Source organism: Amycolatopsis nivea (assembly GCF_004522235.1).
Lineage (GTDB): Bacteria > Actinomycetota > Actinomycetes > Mycobacteriales > Pseudonocardiaceae > Amycolatopsis > Amycolatopsis nivea.
The window spans coordinates 13,024-26,829 of the sequence record NZ_SDLT01000016.1; the positions used below are offsets into that span (position 1 = coordinate 13,024).

The 13,806-nt window shown below is 69.3% G+C and carries 12 protein-coding genes, 2 tRNA genes and 1 pseudogene; 9 read left to right on the top strand and 6 right to left on the bottom strand.

Going from position 1 to position 13,806, the window contains the following annotated elements; translation table 11 throughout:
• Window positions 1–2: 2 nt before the first annotated feature.
• Together EIZ44_RS45155 and EIZ44_RS20025 are read right to left on the bottom strand one after the other, a co-directional pair.
• Entirely contained in the window at window positions 3–320 is a 318-nt protein-coding gene (locus EIZ44_RS45155) for a pilin (protein WP_200864550.1), read from the bottom strand.
• A gap of 185 nt (window positions 321–505) precedes the next feature.
• Window positions 506–1,528, bottom strand: coding sequence for a hypothetical protein (locus tag EIZ44_RS20025; RefSeq protein WP_051173144.1), 1,023 nt, complete (start codon window positions 1,526–1,528; stop codon window positions 506–508).
• A 1,034-nt stretch (window positions 1,529–2,562) separates the two neighbouring features.
• Between EIZ44_RS20025 and EIZ44_RS20030 the strand changes: the two genes are divergently transcribed.
• From EIZ44_RS20030 to EIZ44_RS46170, 7 genes and pseudogenes are all read left to right on the top strand, one after another.
• Window positions 2,563–3,045, top strand: coding sequence for a hypothetical protein (locus tag EIZ44_RS20030; RefSeq protein ID WP_134730390.1), 483 nt, complete (start codon window positions 2,563–2,565; stop codon window positions 3,043–3,045).
• Window positions 3,038–3,952 carry a DNA methyltransferase gene (locus EIZ44_RS20035; RefSeq protein WP_043839062.1) on the top strand — a complete coding sequence of 305 codons (915 nt, stop codon included), beginning with the start codon at window positions 3,038–3,040 and terminating at the stop codon, window positions 3,950–3,952. Before EIZ44_RS20030 ends, EIZ44_RS20035 begins: the two co-directional genes overlap by 8 nt.
• A gap of 113 nt (window positions 3,953–4,065) precedes the next feature.
• Entirely contained in the window at window positions 4,066–5,301 is a 1,236-nt protein-coding gene (locus EIZ44_RS20040; RefSeq protein ID WP_051173141.1) for a DNA-methyltransferase, read from the top strand.
• Window positions 5,298–6,335 carry a DNA-methyltransferase gene (locus tag EIZ44_RS20045; protein WP_043839060.1) on the top strand — a complete coding sequence of 346 codons (1,038 nt, stop codon included), beginning with the start codon at window positions 5,298–5,300 and terminating at the stop codon, window positions 6,333–6,335. Before EIZ44_RS20040 ends, EIZ44_RS20045 begins: the two co-directional genes overlap by 4 nt.
• Window positions 6,332–7,144, top strand: coding sequence for a DNA-methyltransferase (locus EIZ44_RS20050; protein ID WP_051173139.1), 813 nt, complete (start codon window positions 6,332–6,334; stop codon window positions 7,142–7,144). Before EIZ44_RS20045 ends, EIZ44_RS20050 begins: the two co-directional genes overlap by 4 nt.
• On the top strand, window positions 7,141–7,362 hold the full coding sequence (locus EIZ44_RS20055) for a helix-turn-helix domain-containing protein (protein WP_043839057.1): 222 nt from the start codon (window positions 7,141–7,143) through the stop codon (window positions 7,360–7,362). Before EIZ44_RS20050 ends, EIZ44_RS20055 begins: the two co-directional genes overlap by 4 nt.
• A 936-nt stretch (window positions 7,363–8,298) precedes the next feature.
• Window positions 8,299–8,793, top strand: a pseudogene (locus tag EIZ44_RS46170) (site-specific integrase); the annotation flags it as partial.
• Between the two features lie 245 nt (window positions 8,794–9,038).
• On the opposite strand, the gene EIZ44_RS20065 reads toward EIZ44_RS46170, so the two are convergent.
• From EIZ44_RS20065 to orn, 3 genes are all read right to left on the bottom strand, one after another.
• Window positions 9,039–9,111, bottom strand: a tRNA-Lys gene (locus tag EIZ44_RS20065).
• A gap of 283 nt (window positions 9,112–9,394) precedes the next feature.
• A tRNA-His gene (locus EIZ44_RS20070) sits at window positions 9,395–9,467 on the bottom strand.
• A gap of 74 nt (window positions 9,468–9,541) precedes the next feature.
• Entirely contained in the window at window positions 9,542–10,150 is a 609-nt protein-coding gene (gene orn / locus EIZ44_RS20075) for an oligoribonuclease (RefSeq protein WP_037817745.1), read from the bottom strand.
• Between the two features lie 118 nt (window positions 10,151–10,268).
• On the opposite strand from orn, the gene EIZ44_RS20080 reads away from it, so the two are divergent.
• Both EIZ44_RS20080 and EIZ44_RS20085 read left to right on the top strand, forming a co-directional pair.
• Window positions 10,269–11,807 (top strand): helicase HerA-like domain-containing protein, encoded by a 1,539-nt coding sequence (locus EIZ44_RS20080; RefSeq protein WP_134730392.1) that lies wholly within the window; start codon window positions 10,269–10,271, stop codon window positions 11,805–11,807.
• A gap of 73 nt (window positions 11,808–11,880) precedes the next feature.
• Window positions 11,881–12,264: a DUF3224 domain-containing protein gene (locus tag EIZ44_RS20085; protein ID WP_134730394.1), complete on the top strand. Its 384-nt coding sequence runs from the start codon at window positions 11,881–11,883 to the stop codon at window positions 12,262–12,264.
• Between the two features lie 119 nt (window positions 12,265–12,383).
• Here EIZ44_RS20085 and EIZ44_RS20090 read toward each other — a convergent pair whose 3' ends face one another.
• Window positions 12,384–13,319, bottom strand: a complete 936-nt coding sequence (locus tag EIZ44_RS20090; RefSeq protein WP_439098612.1) for a S1C family serine protease — start codon at window positions 13,317–13,319, stop codon at window positions 12,384–12,386.
• Window positions 13,320–13,806: the final 487 nt, after the last annotated feature.

Below are 13,806 nucleotides of genomic sequence, written 5' to 3' on the forward strand. Positions count from 1 at the left end.
CGTCAGGCCCCGACAATCCCGCGCAGGATTTCCACCACGAGCGGTGCCAGCGCCGCCAGCCCGTAGCCCCACCCGGCGCTCTTGAACGACTGCTTGGCCTTCTCCACTTCGCCGGGGTCGCCCGCGGCCATCAGGTACCGGACGCCGCCGATGGTGAGGAACACCGTCGCCAGCCCGGCGAGGATGCCGACCAGCCAATTGCGGATGTTGTCGAAGACCTGGCCGACGCTGCTCGCGATCGCGAGAACCTGTGTGGAGGCCTGCGCCGCATCCGCGCTGAGCACACTGAGCAGGACCGTGCCGAGTAGCGCTAAGACCACGGAGTGGGTCACCGTGCTGCGCACCGGTCGCGACTGAGAGGTCCGATGACATGGACGTGCACCATCCGTGTGTGCAGTCGGCCGCGCGCGCCTGATGGTGCCCGTGCGGAGTCGGTTCTGTTCGGATGCGCTCGACGCGGGCGAGCGCGCCGGCGCGGTGGCGCGTCGGATCTGGGGATGGGGTGTCACGCGCATCGGCGCACCTCCGAAATCGGCTCGTGCTCGGCGGTACGCGGAGAGCTGGGTGGGATCTCCCCGCGCCCCAAGAGGCCGGATTTCGGGTCCTTTTTCGACACCGCTCGTGACGATTTCTTGGAATCGACTGGCCGGCCGTTGCGCAGACGACCGCTCACGGCACGTGACGAGTGCGGCTTCTCCTCGGCGGGAGCGGCCGGTGAGCCGGTGAGCAGAGCGGAGACAGCTACGTCCGCGACGGGGTCGTCGGAGTCGGTGTCGGCGAGCTGATCGCGCAGCCACGCGACGAGTCGGTCTTCAGCTCGATCGCGGGCCTTGAACGCGGTCTTGAGCGCGGCTCCGTGGGTTTGCGCCCAGCCGGTCACCGAGGTTTCGCCGAGCCGGGTCGACGAGATCAGTTCCGCTTCGGCGGGGGTGAGAATCTGCTCACCGACCGCCCGCGCGAGCACCAAGTCGGGGTGTCCGTACGGCGGGCGCGGCACCGCGGACCGATAGCCCGAGCCCGCAGGCATCGGAGCGTCGAGCGACTCCTCCAATGCTGCTTGCCCGGCGCGGCGCGCGGCGAAGTGCAGCCGGACCGCGATGGCCGGGTCAGCCAGATCGACCGTCGAGAGCGCGTGGACAAACCCGGCGAGCACGGCCGCGTGCGCGTCCGCGCGATCGCCGCGATACCGCGCCGCCAGCCATCGCGCGCTCGAGGCCAGCGACGGCAGGGCCATCCCGACGCACGCCACCGTCCAGGCACCCCCGTGCGCGCGGGAGCGCAGCACCAGGTGCGCCCACACATCGTCGCGCGTGCGGGGCGGGCACTGCTTGCTCATCACCCGGTCCCGCAGTTCGTCCAGCGGCACCGGACGCCGTGGCAATCCGGCGAACCGGGCCCCGTGCACAGCCATCGGCTTCGGCCCGGTGACCAGCCACCCGAAAGCGTCGCGCGCGGTGTCTAGCGGCAGCCAGTCGTGCCCTTCGTGATCGGGGCGGATAGGCGCGGACACGGTCTCGTCGTTCGTCATTGGCGTGCTCCTGACTGGAGTTCGTGGAATCGGCTCCGTCAGGACGCCAGGGCGGCGACAAGAAAAAGACAAGAAAAGAACAAAGATGATCTTCTTAGTAGGTGAAATTGGCTACTAAAAGCGAAGCTTCGAAGGATTCGGAAACCTCACGCAGGGCAACCTGTCCTGGCGGTGTCCGTGATCGTCTTAGTAGCTTGTGAGCTGGTCGTTTAAGTGATCCTTAGTGGGCAGTCGGCGGCCGGCTCAGGCGGGTCCGCGGCAGCTCCGGGGGCTTGCTTTGTTCTGGTCGGAAATTCTTCTTGACCCGAACCCGGGTGATTCGAAAGCGGGTCAACCCCGGCCGTCCTGGCTTGAATCCTTCCGGGAAGCTGGGAAAGTGTCGACCTATTCGGACTCGTTTCTCTCTGCGTACGGTGCAGGACTTCGGAGGTTATGAAAAAACTTGGGCGAGCGGTGTCGAAAAACGGCCCCAAAACCCGCCTCTTGGGGCGACTTGGCAGACCACGCCGATCACACCGCGAGGAAGGCCACCGATGACTTCACCACCGCACCCCGAGCCCGGACGCCGTCACCACCGCTTGCCGCATCGCGACACTGCCGGCCTCCGCCGCAGTCGGCATCGCGCGCCACAGACCAAGCTTGCAACCGCAGTTGCCCGCAGGCCACGTCCGGCGACCTTCTGGCCGTTCGCCGAGGCGGAAATGCTGCCCGGTACTGCACTGCTTCCCGGCTGGCTCGGACGCACGGTCGTCACCCTCGTGACGACCTACACCCGCCCCGGCGACCGCGTCCTTCTGCTTACTCCACCGCCGTCCCCGCGCGCTCTTCGGCGCGCGGTTGACGGCACCCGCAGCGCCACCCCGTACGCAGGTCTCGCCGAGGCGGTCTGGACCGTTTCCCGGCTCGGCCGCGGTGCCGACGCCGCGACTGCGGCACCCGCACCCGGCTACCCGGCCGAGCACCCCGACTCGGCCCCCTGCGCCGGATCCGAGTCGGGGTCGCGACTCCGACTCGGTCGGTTCGGGCTGCACCCGGTGGCCGAACCGCACCCCGACTCCGCACGCCCTCGGCGTCGCGACGGGGACCGACCGCATGGCGGGTTCGACCTGATCATCACCGCGCTCGATCCGCACGCCACCGACTGGCTCGCGCACACCGACTGGGACGCCCTGCTCACTCCGGGCGGCCTTATCGCCGTAGTCACACACAGCGATGTCCGTGATGGGCGACTACGCGACCCGCACGCGACTGCGCTGAGCACGCTGGGTAGTCGCGGGTTGCGATGTCTCGATCACATCGCCGTGCTCGCTACGCCCGTGTCGACCTTGCCGAACCGCCCCGTAGCCGCTGGCCGCGCAGGCATCGCGGCCTCGACGCTGGACTTCTCGCCGCGCGCGGTCGACGCCGCAGCGCCGCCGCTGCGCTCGGTGCATCACGACCTCGTTCTGCTCGGTCGATTGTCGCCGGACGCGACGGACGAGGGTGCTTTCGACGGGAAGGAGACCTCGGATGTCTAAGCGCACTGGGAGGCAGCACCCCCGCCCGGCGGGGGAGCGGTCCGAAGGCCCGGTTGTGGCGTCGGTGTGGCCGACCGGGACCGACAGTCTGACGGCCCAGCTGAACGAGGGCGGCTACCACGACGCCACCGGTGCCGACCACGCTCTGATGGCCCCGGCGATCGCCCGCCACGCCATCGCGGCGCTGACTCGGCCCGGCGATGTCGTGCTCGATCCCGACTGCGGGGCGGGCACTACGATCGTCGAAGCGCTACGGGGCGGGCGGCACGCGATCGGGTTGACCGGGCAGCGGCGCTGGTGGCGTCTGGCGCGCACCAACGTGACTGCCACAAAGGCGCGCGGGGTGTTCGCCGACGGCATGGTCCTCATCCTCGACCGACGCCCCGGCACCGCGGTCGCCGCGGCCACCGCCGGACTGACCGGGCGGATCGACCTCCTCCTGACGACCCTGCGGCCCAGTCCGGCTGGCGACATGGATGGTGCGCTGGAGCGATTGCACAGACTGCTGACGCAGTACCGGCCGCTGCTGCGTCCCGGCGGGCACGCGGTCATCACCAGTGCCCCGCGGCGCCACCCAGTGCGGCACGACCTGCTCGACGTTCCCAGCCGGATCACGGCGGTCGCCACCGCTGCCGGGCTGGCACCAGTCGCGCGGTGTGTGGCGCTGACCGCCACCGTGCGGCGAGGCCGCACCTACACCCGCGCGTCGCTGGCTCAGCGCCGCGCCGCCGCCCGTGCCGAACGCGCTCTCGGGCATCCGGTCGCGCTGCCCGCACATCACACCGCGCTGGTGCTCCGGGCCGATCCCGACGCGGCCTATCCGGCTCTGAACCAACCCCTCCCCGCGCTGCCCGCGCCGTCGCACCGCGCCTGGCACGGAACAAGGCCCGATTTGGTCGTCGCCTGAAGTGTGGACCGCTTCACGCAAGATGCGCGTCGGTGCCCGTCTGCGGCGCGGCGACGCGATCCGACCTACTGCGGCTCGCAACCTCTGCTCAACGTGCCGAAGGAGCAAACCTTATGGACACGGTCTACTACCGCGACGACGCGGTCACGCTCTACACTGGCGACGCCGCGACCACGTTGACCGGCCTGGCAGCCAATTCGGTGGACTGCGTGGTCACCAGCCCGCCGTACTGGGGGCTGCGCGACTACGGGACCGGAACTTGGGTCGGCGGCGATCCCGGGTGCGCGCACCTGGCCGCGGCCGGACGTGGCGGCAACGTTCCCCAGTCCAAACACCCTGGGCTTGCCTATCCCGCGTCCGCGGCGCATCGCGGTGGCGTGCCGCAGCGCTGCCGCCGGTGCGGCGCCCAGCGCGAGGACGACCAGCACGGCCTTGAACCGACCCCGCAGGACTACGTGGACCGGCTGCGGGAGGTCTTCGCGCAGCTGCATCGTGTCTTGGCCGACACCGGCACGGTGTGGCTGAACTTGGGCGACTCGTACTCTGCCGAACCGCCCGGCCGCACCGGGGACGCGATGCGGGCGAGCACCTTGTCCGGCCGTAGCGCAGCAGCGCCACTGCGGGAATCGGTGCGCCAGGCCGGGGTGGCGCGCACGCGGTCGTTGCCGCGGAAGAACCTGGTCGGGATGCCGTGGCGGGTCGCGTTCGCGTTGCAGGCCGACGGCTGGATTCTGCGCAACGCGATCGTGTGGCACAAACCCAACGCGATGCCCGAGTCCGTGCGCGACCGGCTCTCCAATCGCTACGAGATGCTGTTCCTGCTGACCAAACAGCAGAAGTACTTCTTCGACCTCGATCCGATCCGCGAGCCATTTGCCTGTCCCGAGGCGGTCGGGGAGGGCATCGTCTTCGGCGGTGCGAACAAGGGCCGCCACGGCGGGATCGGTGCGACCGCGCGTCGCCGCGGGCACAGCGTGTACGGCAAATACCGCGACACTGAACCGTTCGCAGGGAAAGCCCCGGGGGACGCGATGCGCCCGACCGGGGCTCGGCACACCGCCGCGCACGCTCGGGGTAAGAATCCTGGTGACGTTTGGTCGATCACCACCCGCCCGTTGCGGGAAGCGCACTTCGCCGCGTTCCCGGTCGACATCCCGCTGCGCTGTATCGCCGCGGGATGCCCGGACGGCGGTGTGGTGCTCGACCCGTTCAGCGGTGCGGCCACGACGGGACTGGCCGCGCGTCGGCTCGGCCGGTCCTATCTCGGCATCGACCTCAACCCGGCGTTCCACGACATCGGCTTGCGCCGTCTCGGCCTCCCCGCACAGGACACCGGGAGGGCCGCATGACTACTTGCGCAGCACACGCCCGTGCGGACGCCGCCATCACGCTGGTGACCGCCGACGCGGAAGCCGCGCTCCGCAATCTGCCAGAGGATTCGGTGGACTGTCTGGTCACCAGCCCGCCTTACTGGCGGCTGCGCGACTACGCCCCGGACGCCTGGACCGGCGGCCGACCCGGCTGCCGTCACCGCCCGGCCAGTCTCCGCGACGCGGGTGCCAGGCGGTGGCGGTGCCAAGACTGCGGGGACCGGCGCGAGCATCCGCAGACCGGGCTGGAAGCGACCGCGGATGACTACCTCGCAGCCCTTCGCGCGGTGTTCGCCGCGGCCCGGCGCGTGCTGGCTCCGCGGGCCACGGTGTGGGTCAACCTGGGTGACAGCTACTCCACCAACTCCGACGGCTACTGGTGCGCGACCCCCGGCCAGGCCGGTCAGCCGCACTACCGGTCACGAGCGGACGTGCCGCACAAGAATCTGCTCGGCATGCCGTGGCGGCTGGCCTTCGCACTGCAAAGCGACGGGTGGATCTTGCGGTCGGCGATCGTGTGGCACAAGCCCCACGCCACGCCCACCCCGGTCTCCGATCGGCTCGCGACCCGCCACGAGATGCTCTTCCTGTTCGTCACGCAACCGGATTACTACTTCGACCTCGACGCGATCCGGCAGCCGTATACCGGCGACCGTGCCCTGTCCCGTCGCGCCTACCGCGGCGGCACGAAGCCGAATACAGCACGCGGAACCTGGCTTCGCGCACCCGCCGACGGGCAGCGCGGTCGCAACCCCGGCAACGTGTGGACCGTTCCACCCGACCGCACCCGCGGCGGCCATCCGGCACCGTCGCCGGTGGAGATCCCGCGCCGGTGCATCGCGGCCGGATGCCCGCCGGGCGGTCACGTCCTGGACCCGTTCAGCGGCAGCGGCACCACCGGCGTGGCCGCTCGCGCGCTCGGCCGGCGTTTCACCGGCATCGACACCAACCCCGCCTACCACGACCTCGCACAGCGGCGACTGGACGCAGGCAGGCATGGGGGAGACCGATGACGGCCGGAACTGGGGCGGCGGTGCGGTTGTGCGTCGGCGATGCGCGTGAGGTGGTGGCAGGGATGGCAGCTGGGTCGGTGGATTGCGTCGTGACGTCGCCGCCGTATTGGGGTTTGCGGGACTACCGCGTCGTCGGGCAATACGGTGTCGAGTCCACCGTGGATGGATATGTCGCGCGACTGGCCGGGGTCTTCGGGGAGCTGTCGCGGGTGCTGGCGCTGGGCGGGACGGTGTGGCTGAATCTGGGTGATTGTTTCGGCGGGTCGTGGGGGAATTACGTGGCGCCGGGCTCGGTCGCGCGCACTGCTGCGGTGCGGGCGGCGACGGGGTACGGGGTGCATCGGCCGCCGCAGTCGTTGTTTCGGCGCAAGGATCTGGTGGGTGTGCCGTGGCGGGTGGCGTTGTCGTTGCAGGATCGTGGGTGGCTGGTGCGGAATGCGGTGGTGTGGGAGAAGCCGAACGCGCGGCCGGAGAGTGTGCGGGACCGGCTTGCCCAGCGGTACGAGTCGGTGTTCCTGCTGACCCGGTCGCCGGTGCACTGGTTCGCGGCGGAGGGGATGACGGATCTTTGGCGGGTCCCGGCGGGGCGTTCGGGTACGGGGCATCCGGCAGCGGGGACGCTGGAGATCGCGCGGCGTTGTGTCCGTCTGGGGTGCCCGCCCGGTGGTGTGGTGCTGGATCCCTTTTGCGGCAGCGGGACCACCGGGATCGCCGCGCTGGAACACGGGTGCTCGTTCGTCGGCGTCGATCTGGATCCGGATTGTCACGACCTGGCCTGCCGCCGCCTGACGGGTGCGGTGGTCTCGTGAACGCAGCGGCCGTGCTGACGTTGGGGGAGGTGGCCGCGTTGCCGGCGGTGGTGGATCTGATGACCGCGGCGCGGGCGTTGCGGATCGGCCGGACGACGGCGTACGCGCTGGCGCGCGACGGTGGTTTCCCGTGTCCGGTGCTGCGCGTCGGCGGGGAATACCGCGTCCCGACCGCCGGGTTGCGACGGGTCCTTGGCCTGGACGAGCCTGCTGGCTGAGCGCTGCTCGGGGATTCGCCGGATCGGGTGGTGTCGCTCGGGCTCGGGCTTCCCCGAGCGGGTTCTGCAGCGCGAGCATGACGGCAACCCGCTGATTCAACGCAACCGAGGGGAAGGCGGCAGGCGATGGCCGAGGGATCGGTGTACAAACGCTGTTCCTGCAAGGACAGCAACGGTCGCAGTCTGGGTGCGGCGTGCCCGAGACTGGAACAGAGCCGGCACGGGCAGTGGTGCTACCGCATCGAGCTGCCCGCGGACCGCGGCGGGAATCGTCGGCCGCGGCGTCGCAGCGGGTTCGAGACCGCGACGAAGGCGCAGAAGGAACTCAGTCACGTCGGCGACCTGCTCGCGCTCGCCGGGGACGACGAGGACACCCTGGGCAAGATCGCGGACGTGATCGCCGCCGCGATCACCGCACGCCAGAAACTCCCGGAACTGGAAGACATGCGCCGGCTGGTGCGGGCCGGGGCAGAGGTGCTGGAGCACCCTTTGATGGACGAGGTGTTCACCGCGTTTCTCGCGACGAAAAAGAAAACCCGCTCCCGCAACACCTACCGTTCCTACGAGTCGCATGTGCGGCTGTATCTGCGGCCGCATCTGGGACATATTCGCCGGGACAAACTGCGTGTGGCGCATCTGGAGGGCATGTTCGACGCGATCGTGGAGCACAACGACGTGATCGCCGAGTACCGGGCCAGCAAGGATCCCCGCAAGGTCGCGGCCGTGAAGTGGCAGCGGCCGGTCGGACCGACCTCGATCCGGCGGATCCGGGAAACGCTGCGGGCGGCGCTGAGCCCGGCGGTGAAGGAAGGCCTGCTCACGGTCAATGTCGCGTCGTTGGTGGAGTTGCCCCCGGCCAAACGCCCGACCGCGAAGGTGTGGACCGACGAGCGGGTCGCGCGGTGGCGGGAGACGGGAGAGGTTCCGTCGCCGGTGATGGTGTGGACCCCGCAGCAGACCGGCCGGTTCCTCGACCACGCGGTCCACGATCCGCTGTACGCGTTGTTCCATCTGATCGCTCATGTCGGGCTTCGGCGCGGGGAAGCATGCGGTCAGCGGCGCGTCGACACCTATCTGGATTCCGCTGCGCTGGATGTGACGAATCAGATCGTGCAGTACGGCTGGGAGACCGGGCAGTCCGCGCCCAAGACGACGTCGTCGGAGAGCCTGGTCGCGTTGGACGGCGGCACGGTGCTCGTGCTGCGTCAGCACCTGGCAGACCAGGATGAGGCGATCGCGCGGCTTGGTGCCGGCTGGGTCGGCAGCGGACTGTTGTTCACCCAGCCCGATGGCAGCGCGTTGCACCCGGCCGATGTCACCGCGCGTTTTCAGGAGCTGGCACGCCAGGCCGGGTTGCCGCCGATCCGGCTGCACGACCTGCGCCACGGAGCGGCCACTCTCGCTCTCGCGGCCGGGGCGGACATGAAGGTGGTGCAGCACATGCTCCGGCATTCCTCGATCACCGTCACCATGGACACCTACACCACCGTGCTGCCCGAAGTCGCGCTCGCGGCGGCCGAGGCCACCGCCAAGATCATCCCGCGGTCAGCACCGCGACAGCTCGGGCGCGACTCGGGCTCGCCACCGACCATTGTGGACAGTCCGGAACCGGAAGAAAAGCTTCCAGAAAACCAAAATCCCCAGGTCGAAAACTTCTCGAACCTGGGGATTAAGGGTGCGCCATCAGGGACTCGAACCCCGAACCCGCTGGTTAAGAGCCAGCTGCTCTGCCAATTGAGCTAATGGCGCTTGGTGCTTCCCGCCGCTGTGGTTTCCCTCGGCGACGTGGAAAAGATTAGCAGGGCGTTCAGGCCCCGTTTCAGGGGGGTCCCCTTTTCTGCTCGCCGGGACAACAGCCCAGGTCAGCGGCGGTGACCACCCATGAACCCGGGCAGCGTCGGCCGACGCGGCAGCGGGCGGGTCGGACGGGAGACCCCAGTGACCTGCGCGACACCGGCACTCGCCACAGTACCCCGGAAATGACAAAACCCCGGCTTCTCCGAAAAAGATCTCGGTGAAGCCGGGGTGCGCGGGTGGCTAACGGGGCTCGAACCCGCGACCTCCTGGACCACAACCAGGTGCTCTACCAGCTGAGCTATAGCCACCATCTGGCAAAAGATCTCGCGATCACCTTGCTGGAAGCAATCCTAGCGGGTGCCCGCGAGCGCTTTTCAGGGGGTCACCCTCGGTGGCGTTCCAGCACTTCGGCGGCGGCGGCTTTGGCCTCGTCGCTCGTCGGGCCGGGCTGGGGGACGAAGGCGATCGCGCGGTAGTACTCGAGTTCGCCGACGGACTCCTTGATGTCCGCGAGCGCGCGGTGGGCCAGGCCTTTCTCCGGCTTGGCGTAGTAGATCCGCGGGTACCAGCGGCGCACGAGCTCCTTCACCGACGACACGTCGACCATCCGGTAGTGCAGATGGTTGTCGAGTTCCGGCATGTCGCGGGCGATGAAGCCGCGGTCGGTGGCGATCGAGTTGCCGGCCAGCGGCGCGCTGGCCGGGTCCGGCACCCATTCGCGGATGTACTCCAGCACGCGCTGCTCGGCCTCGGCGAGCGTGGTCGTCGAGGCGCGGACTTCTTCGGTGAGGCCGGACTTGGCGTGCATGTCGTGGACGACCTGCGGCATGCCGTCGAGCTTGGCGTCGTCGGCGTGGATGACGATGTCGACGCCCTCGCCCAGCACGTTCAGGTCGGCGTCGGTCACCAGCGCGGCTATTTCGATCAACGCGTCCTTGCCGAGGTCGAGCCCCGTCATCTCGCAGTCGATCCAGACAAGATGGTCGTTCACCCGCACCACCCTAACCCGACACGGGGATATCAGCGGCGTCACCTGGGCTTCCGGCGCGTTACGCTCGGTCAGCCAGTGCAGCGAGGTGTGATTTCGGACTCGGAACGGGGTGCGGCCAGTGGCCGAGCAAGCGTCGGGACCAGCGGCGGAGATCGCGCAGGGATACGTGAGCGACGGGGCGGCCGTCGAGCTGGGCGCGGTGGTGATCGACGGGAAGACGGAGGCGTCGGCCGCGGTCCGGCTGCCGCTGGCGACGCTGAACCGGCACGGGCTGGTCGCGGGCGCGACCGGCACCGGCAAGACCAAGACGCTCCAGCTGATCTCCGAACAGCTGTCGGCGGCCGGGGTTCCGGTCGTGCTGGCCGACGTCAAGGGCGACCTGTCCGGCCTGTCCGCGCCCGGCGAGGCGAGCGATCGCACCGCGAAACGGTCCGCAGAGCTGGGGGACGAATGGGCACCCGCAGCGGGTCCGGTGCAGTTCTTGTCGCTCGGCACCAGTGGCACCGGCATCCCGGTCCGCGCGACGATCACCAGCTTCGGTCCGGTGCTGCTGTCGAAGGTGCTCGGGCTCAACGAGACGCAGGAATCGACGCTCGGCCTGATTTTCCACTGGGCTGACCAGCGCGGGCTCGCCCTGCTGGACACCAAGGACCTGCGGTCGGTCATCACGCACCTGACCAGCGACGAGGGCAAGGAAGACCTCAAGGGCATCGGCGGGGTGTCCGCGGCGACGGCGGGCGTCATCCTGCGCGCACTGTCCAATCTGGAGGCTCAGGGCGGCGAGGAGTTCTTCGGCGAGCCCGAGCTGGACGTCCACGACCTGATGCGCCAGCAGGACGACAAGGGCGTCATCACGCTGCTGGAACTGGACAATCTGCAGTCCAAACCGGCGCTGTTCTCGACGTTCCTGATGTGGCTGCTGGCCGAGCTGTTCGAGGAGCTGCCCGAGGAAGGCGACCTCGACCAGCCGAAGCTGGTGTTCTTCTTCGACGAGGCGCACCTGCTGTTCTCCGACGCGTCGAAGGCTTTCCTCGAACGGATCGAGCAGACGGTGAAGCTCATCCGGTCGAAGGGTGTCGGCGTGTTCTTCTGCACGCAGCTGCCGACCGACATCCCGAACAACGTGCTGTCCCAGCTCGGCGCGCGGGTGCAGCACGCGTTGCGCGCGTTCACGCCGGACGATCAGAAAGCGTTGGCGCGCACGGTAAAGACGTATCCGAAGTCGCCGCACTACGACCTCGAGACGGCGTTGACGTCGCTGGGGATCGGCGAGGCGATCGTCACCGTGCTGTCCGAACGCGGCGCGCCGACGCCGGTCGCCTGGACGCGGCTGCGCGCCCCGCGGTCGAAGATGGGGTCGATCGGGGCGGACGCGATCCGCGCGGCGGTCGCGTCGTCGGAACTGAACGCCAAGTACGGGGAGACAATCGACCGCGAGTCGGCGTACGAGAAGTTGGCGGCGAAAGCCACGCCAGCCCCGGAAGCGGCACCGGCCGCGGAGCCCGAGGTGCCGGCCGCGCCCAAGCCGGAGAAGGAGGAGCCGGGGATGATCTCGCAGGTGCTGAGCAACCCGGCGGTGAAGTCGTTCATGCGCTCGGCGGCGAGTTCGCTCGGACGGGAGTTCTCGCGCGGGCTGTTCGGCAACCGGCGGCGTTGAGATACCTGACGGGAGATGGCAGGTATCGGCGGTTGACTGTGCGGGATCGAGTTTCCGGCAGAGGAGCAACCGCATGACCAAGACCGCCGTCGCCGCGTTCGAGCTGGACAAATGGGAGCCGCAGGCGCAGGACGAGGCCGGCGGCACGGCGTTCGCGCAGGTGCTGATCGAGAAGACGTTCACCGGGGCGGTCGAAGGGACCAGCCGGGTCGAAATGCTGACGGCGTCGAACGAGACATCGCGCGCGTATGTCGCCTTCGAGCGGTTCACCGGATCTGTCGACGGGCGGAAGGGAAGCTTCGTTCTCCGGCACACGGCCGGCGACGAGGGGCTGTCGCTGGTCTTGCTGCCCGGTTCGGGCACGGACGAACTGGTGGGCATCTCCGGATCGGCCGATATCGCCGTCGACGAGGGGAAGCACACGTTCACGCTGGTCTACGAACTGCCGGGCGCGTGAAGAAGCCGCTCTCTCCAGGCCCCGAATTTCCCGGAGAGAGCGGCCAGGTTTCCTCACCGTCCCGAGAGTGAGGAGCGGAGGCGGGCCGCCCCGACCACGGTCCGCCTCCGGAGTCCCGGTCAGCCGTTGACGATCTGGTCGACGATCTTCTTGGCGTCGTTGATCGGGATGGCGAACCCGATTCCGACGCTGCCCGCCGAGGAGTTCGGGCTGTAGAGCGCGGAGTTGATGCCGATCACCCGGCCCTGGCTGTCGACGAGCGCGCCGCCCGAGTTGCCCTGGTTGATCGAGGCGTCGGTCTGGATCGCGGTGTAGCTGGGGCCGGACGTGACGTTCGAGGTCTGCCTCCCGAAGGGCGAGTTCTGCTGATCGCCGTCGCCGCCCCCGACGTCGGACAGCGGCCGGTTGAGCGCGCTGACGATGCCGGTGGTGACGGTGTTCTGCAGCCCGCCCGGCGACCCGATCGCGATGACCTGCTGCCCGACGGCGAGCTTGCTCGAATCGCCGAGCGTCGCCGCGGTGAGCCCGCTCGCGCCCTGGGCCTGCAACACCGCGATGTCGCTCTTGGTGTCCGAACCGACGACCCTGGCCTGGTACTTCTTGCCGTCCGACGTGGTGACCGTGACGGTCTGCGCGCCCTCCACGACGTGCGCGTTGGTGAGGATCCGGCCGTCCGCGGTGAGGATGACGCCCGATCCGATCGCCGTGCCCCGCCCGGTCGTGACGTTCACCTGAACCACACTGGGCACCACCTTCGCGGCGACGGTGCTGACATCCCCGGAAGCCGTGGTGTTGCTGATGGTCTGCCCAGTGGCGGCGGTCGACGCGGTGCTTGAGGACGCGCTGGTGCCGCCCGTCAGCCCGACGATCGCCGCACCGGCACCGCCGCCGAGCAGGGCCGCGGCCAGCGCCGTGGCTCCGACGAGCGCCGCCATCCGGCCGGGTCGCTTCCGCGGACCAGCCAGGGCTGCGGGCGGTTGCGCGGGTTGTGGCATTGGGCCGTAGTGCGGGATGCCTGACTGCTGCTGTGGGGTGTCAGGTTGGTTTTGCGGAATGCCTGGCTGTTGCGGGGCGGCGGGTTGGCTGTGCGGAGCTCCGAACTGCTGCTGCGCGGTGCCGGGTTGGTTGTGCGGCGTGCCTGGCGGGTGCGGCGCGGTGTTCGGCCCAGACTGCGCGGCAGTCCCCGGCTGAGGAACCCGGACCGCTCCGGGTCCGGCTGCCTGGGCACCGCTGGGCAGTTGCGCGTTGCCCGGCCCGGCCTGCCGAGCGCTGGCGGCCGTCTCCTGCTCGCCACGCCCTCCGGCTTGCCCGACAGGACCGCCTCCGACCTCCTGCGGACGTCCCTGTCCCGCAACGAACGGACTCGACCCGGCCCGGTACTGGCCGTACTGCTCACTGCTCTGGTGCGGCTGGTGCCCACCGGGTGTAGCGGGGCCGGGCCGGCTCTCGTTCTCGGTCATGAACCCAGACTCGCGCCTGTGCTTATGAGCAGCCTGTGGAAAACCCTCAGGCTTTCCTGAGAAGAATCAGCTGAGAATTCTC

What these genes read in the sequence shown, in the direction of transcription:
- EIZ44_RS20025 (WP_051173144.1), bottom strand. Translation starts at nt 1,528, where the DNA reads ATGACGAACGACGAGACCGTGTCCGCGCCTATCCGCCCCGATCACGAA.
- EIZ44_RS20035 (WP_043839062.1), top strand. Translation starts at nt 3,038, where the DNA reads ATGTCTAAGCGCACTGGGAGGCAGCACCCCCGCCCGGCGGGGGAGCGG.
- EIZ44_RS20040 (WP_051173141.1), top strand. Translation starts at nt 4,066, where the DNA reads ATGGACACGGTCTACTACCGCGACGACGCGGTCACGCTCTACACTGGC.
- EIZ44_RS20045 (WP_043839060.1), top strand. Translation starts at nt 5,298, where the DNA reads ATGACTACTTGCGCAGCACACGCCCGTGCGGACGCCGCCATCACGCTG.
- EIZ44_RS20050 (WP_051173139.1), top strand. Translation starts at nt 6,332, where the DNA reads ATGACGGCCGGAACTGGGGCGGCGGTGCGGTTGTGCGTCGGCGATGCG.
- EIZ44_RS20085 (WP_134730394.1), top strand. Translation starts at nt 11,881, where the DNA reads ATGACCAAGACCGCCGTCGCCGCGTTCGAGCTGGACAAATGGGAGCCG.